Genomic DNA, 15,522 nt, shown 5'->3' on the forward strand with positions numbered 1-15,522 from the left:
TCATCAATCGGCGAACCACTGAACCGTAAGGGCTACCAGGATTGTTTGCGTCCGTGGTCGCTGCATTCGGCACATAATGTATGCCCCCAAGCATCTACCGAGAACCGAGAAAGAATAAGATGACTAGCGCCGAGCGCCGGCTCCATTGGCGCAGCCTCGCGATTCAATCGTACGGCTGCGTTGATACGGCGCTGTGCCAACCTGAAAGAGCGGCGGTTTGCGTTCTACCATTTCTTCTGCGGCAGGCGGATACCTCGATCTGCAAGAAAAAGGTCTATATGGACCACCTCGCCTGTCTCGATCGAGGCATTGGCAGCGATCCCCGTCAGGATCGACCACGCGCCGTCGATATAGCTGGAACCGCGGCCGTACTGGTCGACTGCGGTCGACGGATCGAACAGGTGGGCGAGCATCACCGGGTCCGCGCCGCCGTGATCCCCCTCGCCTGCCCATACTTCGAGGTTCTGGGGTGCCTGGCCGGCAAGATGCAGGGTCGTCGTCATCGACTCGGAACCATTTGACTTGTCCTGCTTGCCACCGAACACGCCATGGACTTCCACATGACGATGGAAGAGTTCCCCTCTGGTGCCGTGGAATTTGATCTCCAGCCCCTCCCAGGGACTGTAGGCGCAGAGCGTGTAATTCAGGCTGGCGCCATTGGCATAGACTGCATGTACCTGCATCGTATCTTCGATGGTGATATCCTCGTCGAAAACACAGAGGTCGCGAAAATAACCGTCGAGATTCTCGGCCTCGAGATAAAGCTCCCGCAGCGGCTCGTTGCCTTCCAGATCGAGCTTGAAATCACAACGATCCGCGCTGGGACAGGTATGGCATCGCGGGCCGCGCTCGGAAAGGCCGAAGGCTTCTGCGGTTTGCGGCTTGTAGAATGCGCGGCGTCCATCGGCGGCCACAGAGACCGGTGACGATCCCAGCCACCAGTTGACGAGATCGAAATGGTGCGTCGACTTGTGAACCAGCAATCCACCGGACTGGCCCTTGTCGCGATGCCAGCGGCGGAAATAATCCGCCCCATGGACCCGATCGAGGTACCATGTGAAGTCGACAGCGGTGACCTCGCCTATGGCGCCTGACATCAGGATGTCCTTGAGTTGTGTGCGCGCCGGCGTGTAACGATAGTTGAATGTGACCGTTATCGAGCGACCGGTCTCTGCCTGTGCATCAAGTATCGCCTTCAGCTTATCGAGATCGATCGTCATCGGCTTTTCGGTCATCACATTGCAGCCGGCCCGCATCGCCTCGACGATATATTCGTGATGCAGATAGTCCGGAACCGTAACGATCACCGTGTCCGGCTTCTGCTCATGGATCATTTCCTTGAATTGCTCCGCCCGATATGTAGCGATCCCGTTTCCCTTTGCCGAAACGGCTGCAGCGGAAATGGCGAGGCGATGTTCATTGATATCGCAAAGCCCGACAAGGCTGTTTTCTTGGCCATAGGTTTCCGCCACGGCCTGCCGAAACATCTTGTGACGGGAGCCGGTTCCAACGATAGCGTATTTCATCATTCTGTCCTTCTTGGCCGGCGGTGGGGCCAGCCGGTAAATCAATTCAATTGCGCAATGTCTGGTCGTCGGGGCCGAACGCATGACAGTTCGCCGCGTCGAATCTCAGCGGCACCGTTTCGCCATGTCTGATGGAAAGCTGTCCGGGGGCCAGGACCGTCAGGCTGGCACCGGAGGGCATGGTCGCGTAAACCGAGGTGCTGCCACCGAGATGTTCGACAAGATCGACCCTCGCCTCACCCAGAGCCTGCCCGACCTCACCGCCCAGCACGATATGTTCAGGCCGAATGCCGAAGGTGATTGGCGTTTCAGCAGGACAGCGGCCAAGCTGATACGGCTCAAGCTGGATTGCCTGTCCCGCCACGTCGATTGCATCCGTCGCGACCCGAGCGGCCTCCAGGAAATTCATCTTCGGCGACCCGATGAAACCGGCGACGAACCGGTTTGCCGGCCTGTTGTAGAGCTCCAGGGGGCTTCCAACCTGCATCACCTCACCGCCGCGCAACACAACGATAGTGTCCGCCATGGTCATCGCTTCAACCTGATCGTGAGTGACGTAGATCATCGTATTGCCAAGCCGTTCGTGCAGCTTGGAGATCTCGACACGCATCTGCACCCGCAGCTCTGCATCAAGGTTGGACAGCGGTTCATCGAAGAGAAAGATATTGGGATCGCGCACGATCGAACGTCCGATCGCAACACGCTGCCGCTGACCGCCGGAAAGCGCTTTCGGGCGTCTTGGGAGATATTCGGTGATGCGCAGCGTCTCCGCAGCCTCGCGGACACGGCGATCGATCTCGTCACGCCTGACACCGGCCGTCTCCAGACCGAAGGCGAGGTTCTTGTAGACCGTCATATGGGGATAAAGAGCATAGGACTGAAAGACCATCGCAATGCCGCGCTTGGCGGCCGCGACATCGTTCATCTTCTGTCCGCCGATATGGAGATCGCCGCCAGTTATGCTCTCAAGGCCAGCGATCATTCGCAGCAATGTGGACTTTCCGCAGCCGGAGGGTCCGACAAAGACGGTGAATTTTCCGGGTTCGATATCGAGATCGACGCCCTTGATTACCTCCAGCGCCTCAAAGCGCTTCACGACTTTTCTCAACTGGATGCTGGTGGACATGCACGTCTCCGGTGATTGTTCGTCGCGGCCGGTCGTCCGTCACCGCGATCGGTCGAGCTTGATGGCGGGGCGCTTCTCGCCCTCGCCGCAGCAGTTTCGTCGCGGGCAATCATCGCTTCATGCCCGTCGTTGCGATGCCTTCGATCAGCAGGCGCTGGAAAAACAGGAAGATCAGAAAGATCGGGATCAGCGACAGGACCGACATGGCGAAGAGCTCGTTCCAGCTCGACGTCCCGCTGGAGTCGATGAAAGAGCGCAATCCGAGCTGAACGGTGTAAAGGTTCATGTCGCTGACGTAGATCAGCGGCCCGAAGAAGTCCTCCCAGGTCCATATGAACGAGAAGATCGCCGCGGTGGCCAGCACGGGAAGCGAAAGCGGCAGCATGACCTTGTAGTAGATGCGCCAGGGGCTACACCCATCCATCTGCGCGGCTTCATCAAGTTCGCGTGGAATTCCGCGAAAGAACTGCACCATCAGGAAGATGAAGAAGGCGTCGACTGCGAAATATTTCGGCACGATCAGAGGCAGCCAGGTGTTGACCCAGCCGAGGTTCTGAAACAGCACATATTGCGGGATCAACGTCACATGATAGGGCAGCATCAGCGTGCCCAGCATCAGGGCAAACCAGAATTTTCGCCCGACAAAATTCAGCCGCGCAAAAGCGTAGGCCGCTAGCGAAGCGGCAAAGACGTTGCCGAGCGTTGCGAGTGTTGCAATCAAAAGCGAGTTCAGGAAGAAGCGCCCGAAACTCATCTGCACACCGAACCAGCCCTGTGTGTAGGCTCTGATCGTCACCTGTGACGGGATAAGGCTTGCGCCGCCGCCAAAAAGATCCTCCGCCGGCCTCAGTGACCCTGCCAGCATCCAGAGGATAGGATAGAGCATCACGAACGATGCGGCGATCAGAAGACAGTGGAGTATGGCAGAGCGCAGGTAAGGATGATCGCTAGCCTGACCGGGAAGTGCATGTGCCTCGTTACTCATCGTAATGCACCCAATAACGCGTCGAAAGGAACGAGAAGGCGGTGAAGATCGCGATGATGATCACCAGAACCCAGGCGAGCGCCGAGGCATACCCCATGCGGAAATTGCCGAACGCCTCCTGATAGAGGTAGAGCGTGTAAAACAGGGTCGAGTTGATCGGTCCGCCGGTGCCGCCGGAAACGATGAAGGCAGGCGTGAAGGCCTTGAACGCCTCGATCGTCTGAATGACGAAATTGAAGAAGATCACCGGCGAAAGCAGTGGCAAAGTGATCTTCCAGAACTGCCGTGATGCCGATGCACCGTCGAGGCTTGCCGCCTCGTACATGTCGGTCGGAATCTGGCGAAGACCGGCTAGAAAAATGATCATCGGCGAGCCGAACTGCCAGACGGAGAGAACCACCAGCGTATAGAGAGAATAACGTGGGTTCGAAATCCAGCTTGGGCCTTCGATGCCGATAATGGCAAGCATGCTGTTGACCATGCCATCGGCCGCAAAAAGCTGGCGCCACAGAACCGCGATTGCGACGGACGCGCCCAAAAGCGACGGCAGATAGAATACCGCACGATAGATAGGCAATCCCTTCAGTCCGCGGTTAAGCATCATCGCAACGGCGAGCGCAAAACCGAGCTTCAGCGGCATCGAAAGCACGACGTAAAGGAAGGTCACCCGCATGGCCGAAACGAACTTCGGATCGGCCGTCGCCATACGGACATAGTTCTGAAGCCCCACGAAATTCGGCGTTTGCAGAAGATCAAAATCCGTCAACGATAGATAGAGCGACCCCAGCGCCGGACCGAGCGTCAGACAGAAAAAACCGATCAGCCAGGGGGCAAGAAAGAGATAACCAGGCGCATTCCGTCGAAACGCCTCGCGATAGGAACGGGCGAGAGCATTGCTCTCGCCATTCCCGGCCGCAGCAGGCGACCGTTCACTCACCGACATCGGTTCATCCCTTCTTCAGGATGGACTTGGCTTCGGCGATCAGACTTTCGCCACCAGCTTCCGGCGTTGATGCCTCAAAAGCAACTTCCTGGCTGACACGGATCAGCACGGCATTCATCTCACCGGCACCTTGCGGCGGTGCAGGCGGCAGGCTGCCGACGTAAGGCGTGAGAGCCGAAATGAACTTCACCACCTCGGTGTTGGCTGCATCCAACTGCGGGACAAGCGCGTCGCGGATCGCCGGAGATGCGGGAACACCGCGTTCGACCCCAAGGATCAAAGCTCCAGCCGGATCGCGGACCAGGAAGTTGATCAGCCTTGCCGTCACCTCCGGTGCCTTGGACTTTGCCGAGACGGAGAACATCTGTGATGGTTTCAGATAGTGACCGGGCTTTCCATTAGCGACGACCGGCTGCCCAGTGAGCGCAAGCGTTGGCTTGTTTACCTTCTGGAAGCCGACAAACTGGTTTGAGAAGGCAAAATCCGATGCGGAATACCCGAGCGTCAACGGCGAGGTCTCGATCGTGTTCTTGTAGAGAGCCTGGACATCCGGCGGCACGCAACCACCGGCCTCACGCAGTTCCGCCCAGAACTTGAACCACTCGGCAGCGTCTGCCGCTTCATAACCGAGATTTCCATCTTCCTTGTAGAGTGACTTGCCGCGGGAGATCAGCCAGCCTTCAAAGAGCTGTTCGCTGCCGCTGCCATCTGCGGAGCCATATTTCTTCTTTCCCTTGGCGGCTTTCCCATAAGCAATCGAAGCTTCTGCATACTGTTCCCAGGTCACGCCCAAGGTCGGAACCGTAGCACCAACCTCCTGCCACGCCGCCGTATCGACGATCGTGCCGAAAGCATTGACGCCGACATTGGCACCGTAGAGCTTTCCATCGACCGAACAGGACTTCAGGTTGGCCTCGCCGAAATCAGCGATCTTCAGTTCCGATCCCATATATTGATCGAGCGGTAGGATGGTTCCTCGCCGCGCATATTCGAACATGAAGCGATAATCCATCTGAATGAAATCAGGCGCATTGCCACCAGCAACCTGGGTTGCCAGTCGCGGCCAGTAATCATCCCATCCCATGGATTCCGTTGCCACCGTCACACCGGCATTGGCACCCTCAAAAGCTTTGACAGCATCCTTCGTGCGGCGGGCACGATCTTCCGATCCCCACCAAACCATGCGCAATTGAGCGCCTTCGGCAGCGAAACTCGGCGCGGATGCCAAAACAGGCATCGATGCGAGGCCTAGCCCGGCCCCGAGAAAATGGCGGCGATTTATCGTAAAAATGCTCATGAACTCCTCCGAAATAAGCAAACACATCCGATGCGTGCCATCCGTGCCAACTCCCCAGCAGCACGCGTTCTCCCCGGCGTCTAAACCTCGTTTTTTCCTCCGAAGGTTTCCAAACAGCCGACTGTCTGAGAATTACAACCGCGCCAACTTTCAAACAAATACAAAAAATGTCGCATTCTATAAAATTGACTTATAGTAATGGCGACCTGCACGGAGTTTGGGGAAATCGATGGATAAATCGCTTGAGCAGTTTATGGCTGTGACCGAGCTTGGCTCATTTGTCGCAGCAGCGGAGCGACTTCTCGTCTCTCAACCGGCTCTGACCTACAGTATCAAAAAGCTGGAAGAGAGCCTTGGTGTCAGGCTTTTCGAACGCTCCTCGCGCGGCGTTCGCCTTACCGCGTATGGAGAGACGCTCTACAAGAACAGCCTGATCATGCGTCGCCTTTATTCCAACGCGCTCGAAACGATAGAACGGCAGAAATCCGAGTTTGAACACGGGATCAGCATCGGCACCGGTTACTCTTCCTGGACGCTCTTCCTCAAGGACTTCGTCGTGGCGCATTTCCGCGACCATCCGAACGCGCCGATCAATGTCAGCATCGGCAATGCCATGCGGTGCATGGATCAGCTCTGGGCCGGCGATATCTCGCTTTTCGTCGGGCATCAGATCCAAAATCTTGTGCGGGAGGTCGATATAGACTTCATTCCGCTCGGTCTTGCGAAGGATGGCTACTTCGTACGCCCGGATCATCCCTTGCTCAGCCAGCCACGGCGCCTTAGCGATATCTTCTCCTATCCGACAACTATGGCTTTTCCGCCTGAAGCCCGTCAGAAGCGCCTGCTTATCGATAATGCCATTGGCGTGCCGCAACCGGACAGGTTCGGCCACGCCTTTACCTCCAATTCGATGCGGGCCTGCATGGATTTTGTTCTCGAAACAGATTCGGTGCTCATACATTCCGACCTGCTTGCGAATTCGTTCGTCAAACATGGTCTGGTCCAGGTTGCGATCGATAGCATAGAAATGCTGCCGAGCTGGCTGCTTGGCATCTATGTGCTGCCAGAGCGGCGGGCCGATCCTCATGTCCGCAAGTTCATAGATCTCATTCGCCGGGGGGCTTCCAAACTCGATCTCCAGACCCCGCTATAAAGAATATCACAGGCTCGCTCCGAGCAATATTCTGGCTTCGCCGATCCGGCCACCTCCCACAGGCAACTAACCTCCCTTAAGCTCTTGATAGGGATCGAACCGTCTGCCTTTATGTTCGGCAGTCCCCAAACGGCTAAAATATTGGAATTTTATGGTGAACGATTGTAGGCGTGGGTAATCTGGAAGGTCGAAGATGTTCTTTCAGCCAGCCGCCAGACGTGACGTCGCCCTGAACGCTTTGAACTCACTAAGCGATTTTATCGAGCGGCCGTCATCTATGGAGGCGAGGTCCAATATAACAGCATTCGCGATCGTCATCGGCACGACGAGCGATTGTGATTCACCCGGATCGCCTCGAGAGACCAGAATTTGATGGTCGGGTGCCGGGTCGATCCGTGTGCCTCCCACATCCGTTACAGCCAGTGTTTTTGCCCCTCGCCGTTCCGCAATCTCCCGCACTTCCTGAAGGAGTGGCGGCGCCCGGCGGAAGGCTAAAAACCATACGACGTCTTCCGCGGTTAACGTTGCCAGCACTTCTGCCAATTGGTGCATCTGACTGGCGAGATCGATCGCCTCATAGCCGGAGCGGTTGAGGCGAAGCGCGATCAGGGAAGACAGCGCCGCAAAGTGCCCGCGGCCGAAGACGAAAATCCGACGGCTGTCGCGCAGGCTTGTCGAGAACGCGCGAATATCGGCATCGGAGACACTGTTGCGGGCCTGCTGGAGAGCCGCGATTTCACTGTCCAGAACCGAGGCCAGCAGGCCATTGTCCTCCGCCCGCATCAGACGGGCGGCCATGCGCGCTGCAGGGTTCTCGAAATCTCCACCGCCGTCCGTCAGACTGGACTGCAAAAACCCCCGAAATTCCGGATACCCCTTGAAGCCGAGCCGACGCGCGAGCCTCACTGCGGAGGCCGGATGCACGCCCGCCCGCGAGGAAACATCCTTGCCGTTTTCCATCGCAGCGCGGATTGGATCCTGTATCAGCACATCGAGCAGGCGCGTGTCGGCGTCGGTCAATCGCGTCGAATGACGGCTGATGAGATCGCTCAGCGCGAGTGGTGTATCTTGCTTGTCCATAGGCATCCTAGGTTTGGTTATCGCGACGGCTGCGTAGCAACCGGAAGGTCAACACGGTCGCCATTCTGGCTATCGAAAAACAGCGCGCGGTCAAGGTCGAAAGCAACCCAGAATTGTTCCGTATTTTTGGGCATGTCCTGTCGTGACGCTGAAACAGTCAGGCGCCCGGCCGGGCTTTCGCAATGGAGAAGCATGTCGGCACCGGTCATCTCGGACAGAAGCAGGCGCGCCTCAAGCGCAGCCCGGGCCGGCTTTTCAGCATGTACCGAAAGAATTTCAGGACGCAGCCCGGCCGTCAGCCCGGATGGCCCTTTCCAGTCCGGGAGCATGTCGGCAGCGACGAAGTTCATCGGCGGGCTGCCGAGAAAGCTTGCCACGAAACGATTGGCGGGCCGGTCATAGATCACGTCCGGCCGATCAAACTGCAGCAGATGGCCATCCTTCATGACCGCGATACGATCCGCCAGAGACAGTGCCTCGGTCTGGTCGTGGGTGACATAGACCATGGTTGCGCCGAGCTGCCGATGAAGCTCCTTGATCTCGGTGCGCATGGTGATGCGAAGAGCGTTGTCGAGATTGGAAAGCGGTTCATCCATCAGGAAGATGGAGGCATTGCGGGCCATCGCCCGCCCCATCGCAACGCGCTGACGCTGACCACCGGACAGAGCTGCAGGCTTGCGATCGAGATAAGCCTCCAGCTGCAGTGTTTTCGCGACATTCTGAGCGCGCTCATTGCGCTCCGCCTTTTTCATGCCGCGCAATTCCAGACCGAACGCAATGTTTTCTCGCACCGTCATATGCGGATAAAGCGCGTAGTTCTGGAAGATCATCGCGATGTCGCGGTCCTGCGGCGCCAGATCATTGGCACGGCGGCCACCGATCTCGATCGTGCCTTCCTCGCAGCGATCGAGCCCGGCGATCAGGCGCAAAAGCGTGGACTTGCCGCAGCCGGACGGGCCGACGATCACCACGAATTCGCCGGGCTGAATATCGAGTGATACGCCATGCAGAACTTGGGGACCGTTGACATAGGCCTTGCGAATGTCGCGTAGAGAAATCCCGCTCATACGCACACCTCTCCGCGATGTTCGGCACGAACGGCGATCGCAAGCGTCGGGCGATCGGTCGTAAAGACCTTCACGCCGAGGTCGAGCGCCTTGATGATCTGTGCTCGGCTGTGGGCGGCCCAGCAGCCGAAATCGAGCCCGGCAGCCTGCACCTTCGCCATCAGGTCCGCATCGGCGGTATCGATATGGACACCGATCTCGGGAATGCCGTGAGCAATCGCCGTCTCGACAACGGCGTCCGGCCCCAGTTGCCGCAGGACCGGCGGACTGACGAGCCATAGTCTTGGACGGCTGCTCGCCTTGCCGATCTCGTCCATGGAGGCGACAAGGAAGGATGAAAACGTTGTGCGCTCGAGCATGGAGTGTCGCTTCAGTTCCGCGATGACGGGGGCGACAAAACCTTCATAGGGAAGCCCGTCCGTGCCCGGCTTGATCTCGCAGCGGAAATTCACATGGCTGCCCGCATAAAGCGCGCACAATTCCTCAAGCGTCATCGGGTGGCTGCCGGCACCGTAGCGGATCGTCGCCGCCTTGACTTCGGCCAGCGTCATGTCGGCGATGGTGCCTGTCATATCCGTGGTGGCATCGAGTGTGGCGTCATGATGGACGACGATCGCCCCATCGGCCGTCGGGTGAAGATCGAACTCGACTTCTTCGAGCGCCATTTCGGCGGTGGCGGCAAAACCGTGGGGCGTGCTGTCGCCGAATTCCAGCGTACCACCGCGATGGGATGCAATGCGTGTCATGTCAAAATGTCCTGGATTACTTGACGGCGCCCATGGTGATGCCGCGCACGAGATGGCGCTCCACCAGAAGGAAACCGAGGAGAACGGGAAGAATGGTGATCGTCGACGCGGCCATGACCAGCGGCCAGTCGATCAGGCCTTCACCGGGATTGATGCGGTAAAGGCGAGCAAGGCCGATCTGCAGCGTGTAGAGATCCTGCTTGCCGACGGCGACCAGCGGCCAGATGTAATTGTTCCATTCCGTGATGAAGATATAGAGCGCCATGGAGGCGATGGCCGGGCGCGACAAAGGCACGATGATGCGCCACAGAACCTGCAGCGACGTGGCGCCATCCATGTAAGCCGCTTCATCCAGCGCCTTCGGAATCCCGCGAATATACTGGCGCAGGAAAAAGGCGGCAAAACCGTTGGAAATCGCCGGTAGGATGAGGCCGGCATAGCTGTCCAGCAGCCCGACCTTCGCCAGTGTCAGATAGTTCGGAATGAGGCTGATATGGCTCGGGATCATCAAGGTCGCGACGGTGGCCGCGAACAGGAAATTGCCGCCCCGGAATGAATACCGGGCAAAAGCATAGGCTGCCATGGTGGCGAAGGTGATGCCGATAAGCGTCACCAGTCCCGAGACGATCAGGCTGTTCAGCAGATAGCGGGCGAAATTGTATTGCCCGACCGCCCGCGCATAGTTGTCGAGGGTGAAGCCGAGCTCACCGGCATAATAGGCATCCACCGTCTGGAACGACATCCATATGGAATAGAGCACCGGCGACAGGAACAGGAGGCCGGCGACCAGCGCCAGCCCAGCAAGAATGGGGTTTTCAGGCTTCATAGTGCACCTTCCGGCCGATGATGCGCGATTTCAGGATGGCGAGACCGACCAGCAGGATGAACAGCAGCACCGCCAATGCCGACCCACGACCGATATCGAAAAGCACGAAGCCGATCTCGTAGAGAAGGTTGACGAGCATGTCGGTTGCGCCCGCCGGGCCACCTTTCGTCATGACGTTGACGATCGTGAAAACCTGGAAGGCCTCGATAACCGATATCACCAGCAGGAAATAGGTGGTCGGCATGACCAGCGGCATGGTGATGCGGCGAAACACGTGCAGACGCTTCCCGCCATCGACGGCTGCGGCGTCATAGAGTTCGCGCGGGATTGCCTGCAGGCCGGCGATATAGATGACGATGTCATAACCGATCTGCTTCCAGGTGTTGACGAAGATCAGCACCCAGAGTGCCAGATGCGGGTTTTGCAGCCACTGAACCTTGCCCAGACCGAACGTGCCGAGCAACGCGTTGACCATGCCGTAATCCGTCGAGAAGACCCAGGAAAACACGACCGCAATGGACACGGTCGACGTGACCGAGGGCAGAAACAACGCACCGCGCAGCAGCCGCACATGCATGCTTTCCCGCACGAGATAGTTCGCGATCCCCAGAGCAAGGCCTAGCCGCAGCGGCACGGACAGGACGGCGAACAGCGTCGTTACCCAAAGCGAGTTCCAGAGGTCGCGGGAAGCGAGCAGCTGCTCGTAATTCCGAAAGCCGACAAAGGGCATGTCCGGGGAAAGGAAATTCCATTCGCGAAAGCTGAGATTGAGGCTTGCGAGAATGGGAATGTAGGTGAACAGCGCGATGAAGATCATCAGCGGCGCCACGAACAGATAAGGCGTAAGCTTGCGGAGCATGGAACGACTTGCACCGACAGACGCTAAAGGCGTCCGCCGGTGCCCTTCTACAGAGAGGATCAGTTGCTGACGCGTTTTTCTTCGGCGCGCGTCTGCGCAGCAAAGTCCTTCATGGCTTCCTCGACATTGCGCTGACCGAGCGCCATGGCTTCCCACATCTTGTATTCGGTGGTGCGCATCCAGGTGACGACGGTGGTGCGTGCGCGGCCATGAGCGACCGGCAGAGATTCGATAGCCACATCGATGCCGGGCTGGGTCGCCAGCGCTTCCTTGGCGACCGGCAAGGCCGCGCTCTTCTTGTTGATCGGCAGGTAACCAGTGCCGGCAAACCAGGTCGCATTGGCCTCAGGCGATGCGGCATAGCTGATGAACTTGTAGGCTGCGTCCTGAACATCCTTCGCAGACGTGGACATGATGCCGATGCCGGCACCGCCGATCGGCACCGAGCAGGCCTTGTTGCAGGGCATCGGACGGACGACGAGCGCATCGCCGAGCGCCTTCTTGGCGCCGACATAGTTGCCGGTCGAGTTCATCATGATGCCGACCTTCTTGGCGAGGAAGGCATCACGGCCATTGTCCTCATCGGTCACGCCATCGGGCGAGGAAACCTTGTCATCCTTCACAAGCGACGCCATCCACTGATAGGCCTCGATCGTGTTGGGCTTGTCGAGAAGGATTTCGCCGGTCTTCGGGTCCACCATCTCACTGTCATTGGCCATCACCAGGCCCCAACGCGCGAACTGGCCGGGTGCGGCAATGCCGGAAACGCCTTCCGAACCGAGCTTTTCGCTAATCGTCTTGGCGGCAGCCGTGATCTCGTCAAACGTCTTCAGCGGCGTGTCGACGGAAAGACCGGCGCGCGCGAAGATATCCTTGTTGAAATAAAGCACGGGCGTCGAGGAATTAAACGGCACGACGTAATTCTTGCCGTCGATGACGCCGACTTCGCGCGCGTAATCGTAAAGATCGTCCTTCAGCGGATCGGCATCGAAATAGGGCGTCAGATCGGTGAGCAAGTTGTTGTTCGCAAACAGGCCGTAACGCGTGACTTCGAGGATCACGGCATCGGGAGCGCGGCGCGCCGGAATGGCAGCCTGCAGCTTGGCGATGATGTCATTATAGTTGCCGACATATTCCGCTTCGATATCGATGTCCGGATTGGCAGCTTCAAAACCGGCGATAACCTTGTCGAGCGCTTCGCCGTTGGACTTGTTGAAGCTATGCCAAAACTTTACCGTGGTCGCTGCTTCCGCTGCGCCAACACCGGCAACAAGTGCGATGATGCTAGCCGCGATGGTGGTCTGCAATTTCCGTGACATCCATATCTCCTGTGCAAAAGTAATTGCAATGATGGCGATCTAGCAATTGCAGGAGACAGTTTCGTGAATGCCATGCGACGGTTTGATGACAGGTTTAGCCAGCGCTCATGACTCGCCCCGGCAACGAGAAGAATGTTGGCGCTTTAAGGTCTTGATCGGATACGAACCTATGTCCCCGTCGCTATCGATAGATCATCATTGATTTCGTTCAACTATCTGCTCGATACGCTTCACGGCGCCCGGCCGCACATCTTCCGGCAGCTTTATCTCCGTAAGCGGCGCATCTCTTTCGCGAGGCGATCAAAGCCGAGACGGGTGCAACCCGCATCAAGGTCACGCCGAACGAAGTTTTCGTAACTCTCCCCGATCAGGGTGGTTGGTACTGGCTCGGCAACCGCGACAGTATTGAGGCCCAGATCCTCGTGCCCCAGAGAGACAACCGCCTTCGCGGCAATACCGCCGAGGCAGCAGCTTATCGCACCGCTATGGGCCAATAGCCACCCCGACGCCGGCGAGCATGGTTGCGGCAACTATTGCCGTCGGCAATCACCCTGTCACGGGCAGTTCCCATCGCCGGTAATTCCCACCAGCACTGACGCTGGGCCATAACGGTCTGGCGGGCTGCCGGGGCTCGCAGGTCTCCCGCAGCCGGCTACGATGTCCTCCAAAAAAGGTTTTTATCTCAAGGGTCCACAATGACGAAGAACGTTTTGTTCTATGCACGCTACTCCACCGACCGCCAGAATGAGGTATCGATCGAGACTCAGGTCGAACTTGGCGGGAAGTTCGTCGCCGACAAGGGCTGGAAGCTGGTCGAGACCTATGCCGATTCGGCGATCAGCGGAACGTCCTTCACATCGCGCCCCGGCATCCAGAAGCTTCTGGCGCATGTGAAGCGCGAGCGGATCGATGTGGTGCTCTGTGTCACCGTCGACCGACTATCGCGCGACGTCGAGCACAGCTCCAAAATCCTCAAGGAACTCAACTACCACGACACAGCCATCTGGACGGTCCAGGCCGGGCAGGAGATCAGTCATATTGAGCTGCATATGCGCTCCACACTCAGCCATGAACTGGTTGAGCAGATCCGCTATCGCACGCGGGAAGGCATGAAGACGGCGGCACGCAAGGGCAAGGCGACCACCCGCCTGTGCTACGGCTACCGGCTCGGCCAGCAGCGCGATGCAAACGGCGACCGAATCAGAGGCCTGCGCGAGATCGAACCGGCCGAGGCCGAGATCGTGCGCTGGATCTTCGAGCAATATGCCAACGGGGTCAGCCCGGCCGCAATTGCGCAGAGCCTGAACGCCCGCGGCGTTCCCGCCCCGCAGCACAAATACTGGCGAGACGACAGCATTCGCGGCGACGGCAAACGCCAGACCGGCATCCTCCGCAATGAACTGTATGTCGGCCGAATCATCTGGAACAAGCAGAACTACCGCAAGAACCCGGAGACCGAACGCCGAACCGCCCGTCTCAACGACAAGAGCGATTGGGTCGTGACGAAGGTTCCCGCGATGCGCATCGTCAGCGACGAACTCTGGGCGCGCGTGAAGGAACGGCAACTGACGACGCTCGAGAACTTTTCGCGGACGACCACCAATCGGCTCAACCGGACACACCGACCGAGCTATCTGCTGAGCGGCATGCTGGAATGAGCTGAATGCGGCGGCTCCTACGCCATCATGGCCAAGGAGCGCTACGGCTGCTCGAACCACAAGAACAAGCTGCCGGTCGACGGCCTTGGCGGCACCTGCTGCACCAACCAGAAGACCATTCTCCGCAAGAACCTGGAGGATCGGGTTCTGTCCTGACTTCCCGCGGCCTTCTTCGGTATGGGCGTGTTCAACGACATCGCCACGGAGGTTCGCCGGAACCTCGCAGCCTCGATCCGCAACCAACCCGACGAACGCCCAGCAGATTTCCGGGGCGTTGAAGGCTGCCGAGCAGGAACAGCGTCAGATCATCCAGCAGATCAGCGATCGTGCGGCCGAGGGGCGGCCGCGCCTGGCTGCGCTCGACGATATGCTCGACCGGATCGAGGAACGCCGTGCCGGCCTCGAGGCCCGGCTGAACCAGGCGCCCGAGGTGGAGGATTTTGGGGGGAGGATCAGAAAGCTGAAGGCCGAGGTCAGTCCGGAGGCCGTCGAACTGGTCATCAACTCCGCCTTCTATTACATGCGCGAGCACGCCGACACGGAAACGAAACAGCCCTTCATCAATCTCGTGCGGCAGTTCGTGCAGAAAGTTGTGATCGGCAAGACACCCGGCCACCAACCGGCCTCCCTGGAGGTCCACGGCCGGATCGCCTTGATCCTCGCGGCAATGGAAGCCGCGACGATCATGGAGAAACAATTCGAGGCAATGAAGCGCCGCGACTATCTGGAGAAGCTACGTGCCGGTGAGCTTGACGAGGAGGCCAAACGCAAAAAGCTCCTCGAGGCTTACGCCGAGGAGCTCTCTGTGAAGCGGTTAGAATGGCAAAATATTCAAGTCTCGGTGGTTGCGGGGGCAGGATTTGAACCTGCGGCCTTCAGGTTATGAGCCTGACGAGCTACCGGGCTGCTCCACCCCGCGCCAAGCGCAAACGAGTTG

General features: G+C 58.5%; 15 protein-coding genes and 1 tRNA gene. 3 read left to right on the plus strand and 13 right to left on the minus strand.

Annotated elements, in window-relative coordinates:
- Positions 1-224: 224 nt before the first annotated feature.
- From HNQ72_RS28580 to HNQ72_RS28600, 5 genes are all read right to left on the minus strand, one after another.
- Complete coding sequence (locus HNQ72_RS28580) at positions 225-1,526, minus strand: Gfo/Idh/MocA family protein (RefSeq protein WP_183997781.1); 1,302 nt, start codon at positions 1,524-1,526, stop codon at positions 225-227.
- A 46-nt stretch (positions 1,527-1,572) separates the two neighbouring features.
- Positions 1,573-2,652: an ABC transporter ATP-binding protein gene (locus tag HNQ72_RS28585; RefSeq protein ID WP_183997783.1), complete on the minus strand. Its 1,080-nt coding sequence runs from the start codon at positions 2,650-2,652 to the stop codon at positions 1,573-1,575.
- Positions 2,653-2,761: 109 nt separating this feature from the next.
- Positions 2,762-3,538: a carbohydrate ABC transporter permease gene (locus HNQ72_RS28590; RefSeq protein WP_373289516.1), complete on the minus strand. Its 777-nt coding sequence runs from the start codon at positions 3,536-3,538 to the stop codon at positions 2,762-2,764.
- Positions 3,539-3,629: 91 nt separating this feature from the next.
- The gene (locus HNQ72_RS28595; RefSeq protein ID WP_183997787.1) at positions 3,630-4,580 is read right to left on the minus strand and encodes a carbohydrate ABC transporter permease; all 951 of its coding nucleotides are present in this window, start codon (positions 4,578-4,580) and stop codon (positions 3,630-3,632) included.
- Between the two features lie 4 nt (positions 4,581-4,584).
- Entirely contained in the window at positions 4,585-5,877 is a 1,293-nt protein-coding gene (locus HNQ72_RS28600; protein ID WP_183997789.1) for an ABC transporter substrate-binding protein, read from the minus strand.
- Between the two features lie 229 nt (positions 5,878-6,106).
- Here HNQ72_RS28600 and HNQ72_RS28605 point away from each other — a divergent pair, with 229 nt between their 5' ends.
- Complete coding sequence (locus HNQ72_RS28605) at positions 6,107-7,030, plus strand: LysR family transcriptional regulator (RefSeq protein ID WP_183997791.1); 924 nt, start codon at positions 6,107-6,109, stop codon at positions 7,028-7,030.
- Positions 7,031-7,231: 201 nt separating this feature from the next.
- On the opposite strand, the gene HNQ72_RS28610 is transcribed toward HNQ72_RS28605, so the two are convergent.
- The 6 genes from HNQ72_RS28610 to HNQ72_RS28635 are packed head-to-tail and all read right to left on the minus strand — an operon-like array spanning position 7,232 to position 12,927.
- Positions 7,232-8,110: a MurR/RpiR family transcriptional regulator gene (locus tag HNQ72_RS28610; protein WP_183997817.1), complete on the minus strand. Its 879-nt coding sequence runs from the start codon at positions 8,108-8,110 to the stop codon at positions 7,232-7,234.
- A gap of 17 nt (positions 8,111-8,127) precedes the next feature.
- A complete protein-coding gene (locus HNQ72_RS28615) occupies positions 8,128-9,177 on the minus strand; it encodes an ABC transporter ATP-binding protein (RefSeq protein WP_183997793.1) in 1,050 nt (349 codons plus the stop codon).
- Positions 9,174-9,923, minus strand: coding sequence for a glycerophosphodiester phosphodiesterase family protein (locus HNQ72_RS28620; RefSeq protein WP_183997794.1), 750 nt, complete (start codon positions 9,921-9,923; stop codon positions 9,174-9,176). The genes HNQ72_RS28615 and HNQ72_RS28620 overlap by 4 nt, the downstream gene beginning before the upstream one ends.
- A gap of 16 nt (positions 9,924-9,939) precedes the next feature.
- Positions 9,940-10,749, minus strand: a complete 810-nt coding sequence (locus HNQ72_RS28625; RefSeq protein ID WP_183997797.1) for a carbohydrate ABC transporter permease — start codon at positions 10,747-10,749, stop codon at positions 9,940-9,942.
- Positions 10,739-11,608 carry a carbohydrate ABC transporter permease gene (locus HNQ72_RS28630; protein ID WP_183997799.1) on the minus strand — a complete coding sequence of 290 codons (870 nt, stop codon included), beginning with the start codon at positions 11,606-11,608 and terminating at the stop codon, positions 10,739-10,741. The genes HNQ72_RS28625 and HNQ72_RS28630 overlap by 11 nt, the downstream gene beginning before the upstream one ends.
- A 59-nt stretch (positions 11,609-11,667) precedes the next feature.
- Positions 11,668-12,927, minus strand: coding sequence for an ABC transporter substrate-binding protein (locus HNQ72_RS28635; RefSeq protein ID WP_183997801.1), 1,260 nt, complete (start codon positions 12,925-12,927; stop codon positions 11,668-11,670).
- 695 nt (positions 12,928-13,622) lie between these two features.
- On the opposite strand from HNQ72_RS28635, the gene HNQ72_RS28640 reads away from it, so the two are divergent.
- Entirely contained in the window at positions 13,623-14,585 is a 963-nt protein-coding gene (locus HNQ72_RS28640; protein ID WP_183997803.1) for a recombinase family protein, read from the plus strand.
- 27 nt (positions 14,586-14,612) lie between these two features.
- Positions 14,613-14,741, plus strand: a complete 129-nt coding sequence (locus tag HNQ72_RS31035; protein ID WP_280518298.1) for a hypothetical protein — start codon at positions 14,613-14,615, stop codon at positions 14,739-14,741.
- A 31-nt stretch (positions 14,742-14,772) separates the two neighbouring features.
- Here HNQ72_RS31035 and HNQ72_RS28645 read toward each other — a convergent pair whose 3' ends face one another.
- Positions 14,773-15,225, minus strand: a complete 453-nt coding sequence (locus tag HNQ72_RS28645; RefSeq protein WP_183997805.1) for a hypothetical protein — start codon at positions 15,223-15,225, stop codon at positions 14,773-14,775.
- A gap of 202 nt (positions 15,226-15,427) precedes the next feature.
- Positions 15,428-15,504 (minus strand) — tRNA-Met (locus HNQ72_RS28650).
- Between the last annotated feature and the right edge of the window lie 18 nt (positions 15,505-15,522).

It is taken from the genome of Aliirhizobium wenxiniae (assembly GCF_014201355.1).
GTDB classification, from domain to species: Bacteria; Pseudomonadota; Alphaproteobacteria; order Rhizobiales; family Rhizobiaceae; genus Neorhizobium; species Neorhizobium wenxiniae.

What these genes read in the sequence shown, in the direction of transcription:
- HNQ72_RS28610 (WP_183997817.1), bottom strand. Translation starts at nt 8,110, where the DNA reads ATGGACAAGCAAGATACACCACTCGCGCTGAGCGATCTCATCAGCCGT.
- HNQ72_RS28595 (WP_183997787.1), bottom strand. Translation starts at nt 4,580, where the DNA reads ATGTCGGTGAGTGAACGGTCGCCTGCTGCGGCCGGGAATGGCGAGAGC.
- HNQ72_RS31035 (WP_280518298.1), top strand. Translation starts at nt 14,613, where the DNA reads ATGGCCAAGGAGCGCTACGGCTGCTCGAACCACAAGAACAAGCTGCCG.
- HNQ72_RS28630 (WP_183997799.1), bottom strand. Translation starts at nt 11,608, where the DNA reads ATGCTCCGCAAGCTTACGCCTTATCTGTTCGTGGCGCCGCTGATGATC.
- HNQ72_RS28580 (WP_183997781.1), bottom strand. Translation starts at nt 1,526, where the DNA reads ATGAAATACGCTATCGTTGGAACCGGCTCCCGTCACAAGATGTTTCGG.
- HNQ72_RS28615 (WP_183997793.1), bottom strand. Translation starts at nt 9,177, where the DNA reads ATGAGCGGGATTTCTCTACGCGACATTCGCAAGGCCTATGTCAACGGT.
- HNQ72_RS28600 (WP_183997789.1), bottom strand. Translation starts at nt 5,877, where the DNA reads ATGAGCATTTTTACGATAAATCGCCGCCATTTTCTCGGGGCCGGGCTA.
- HNQ72_RS28590 (WP_373289516.1), bottom strand. Translation starts at nt 3,538, where the DNA reads ATGCTCTATCCTATCCTCTGGATGCTGGCAGGGTCACTGAGGCCGGCG.
- HNQ72_RS28620 (WP_183997794.1), bottom strand. Translation starts at nt 9,923, where the DNA reads ATGACACGCATTGCATCCCATCGCGGTGGTACGCTGGAATTCGGCGAC.
- HNQ72_RS28625 (WP_183997797.1), bottom strand. Translation starts at nt 10,749, where the DNA reads ATGAAGCCTGAAAACCCCATTCTTGCTGGGCTGGCGCTGGTCGCCGGC.
- HNQ72_RS28585 (WP_183997783.1), bottom strand. Translation starts at nt 2,652, where the DNA reads ATGTCCACCAGCATCCAGTTGAGAAAAGTCGTGAAGCGCTTTGAGGCG.
- HNQ72_RS28605 (WP_183997791.1), top strand. Translation starts at nt 6,107, where the DNA reads ATGGATAAATCGCTTGAGCAGTTTATGGCTGTGACCGAGCTTGGCTCA.
- HNQ72_RS28635 (WP_183997801.1), bottom strand. Translation starts at nt 12,927, where the DNA reads ATGTCACGGAAATTGCAGACCACCATCGCGGCTAGCATCATCGCACTT.
- HNQ72_RS28640 (WP_183997803.1), top strand. Translation starts at nt 13,623, where the DNA reads ATGACGAAGAACGTTTTGTTCTATGCACGCTACTCCACCGACCGCCAG.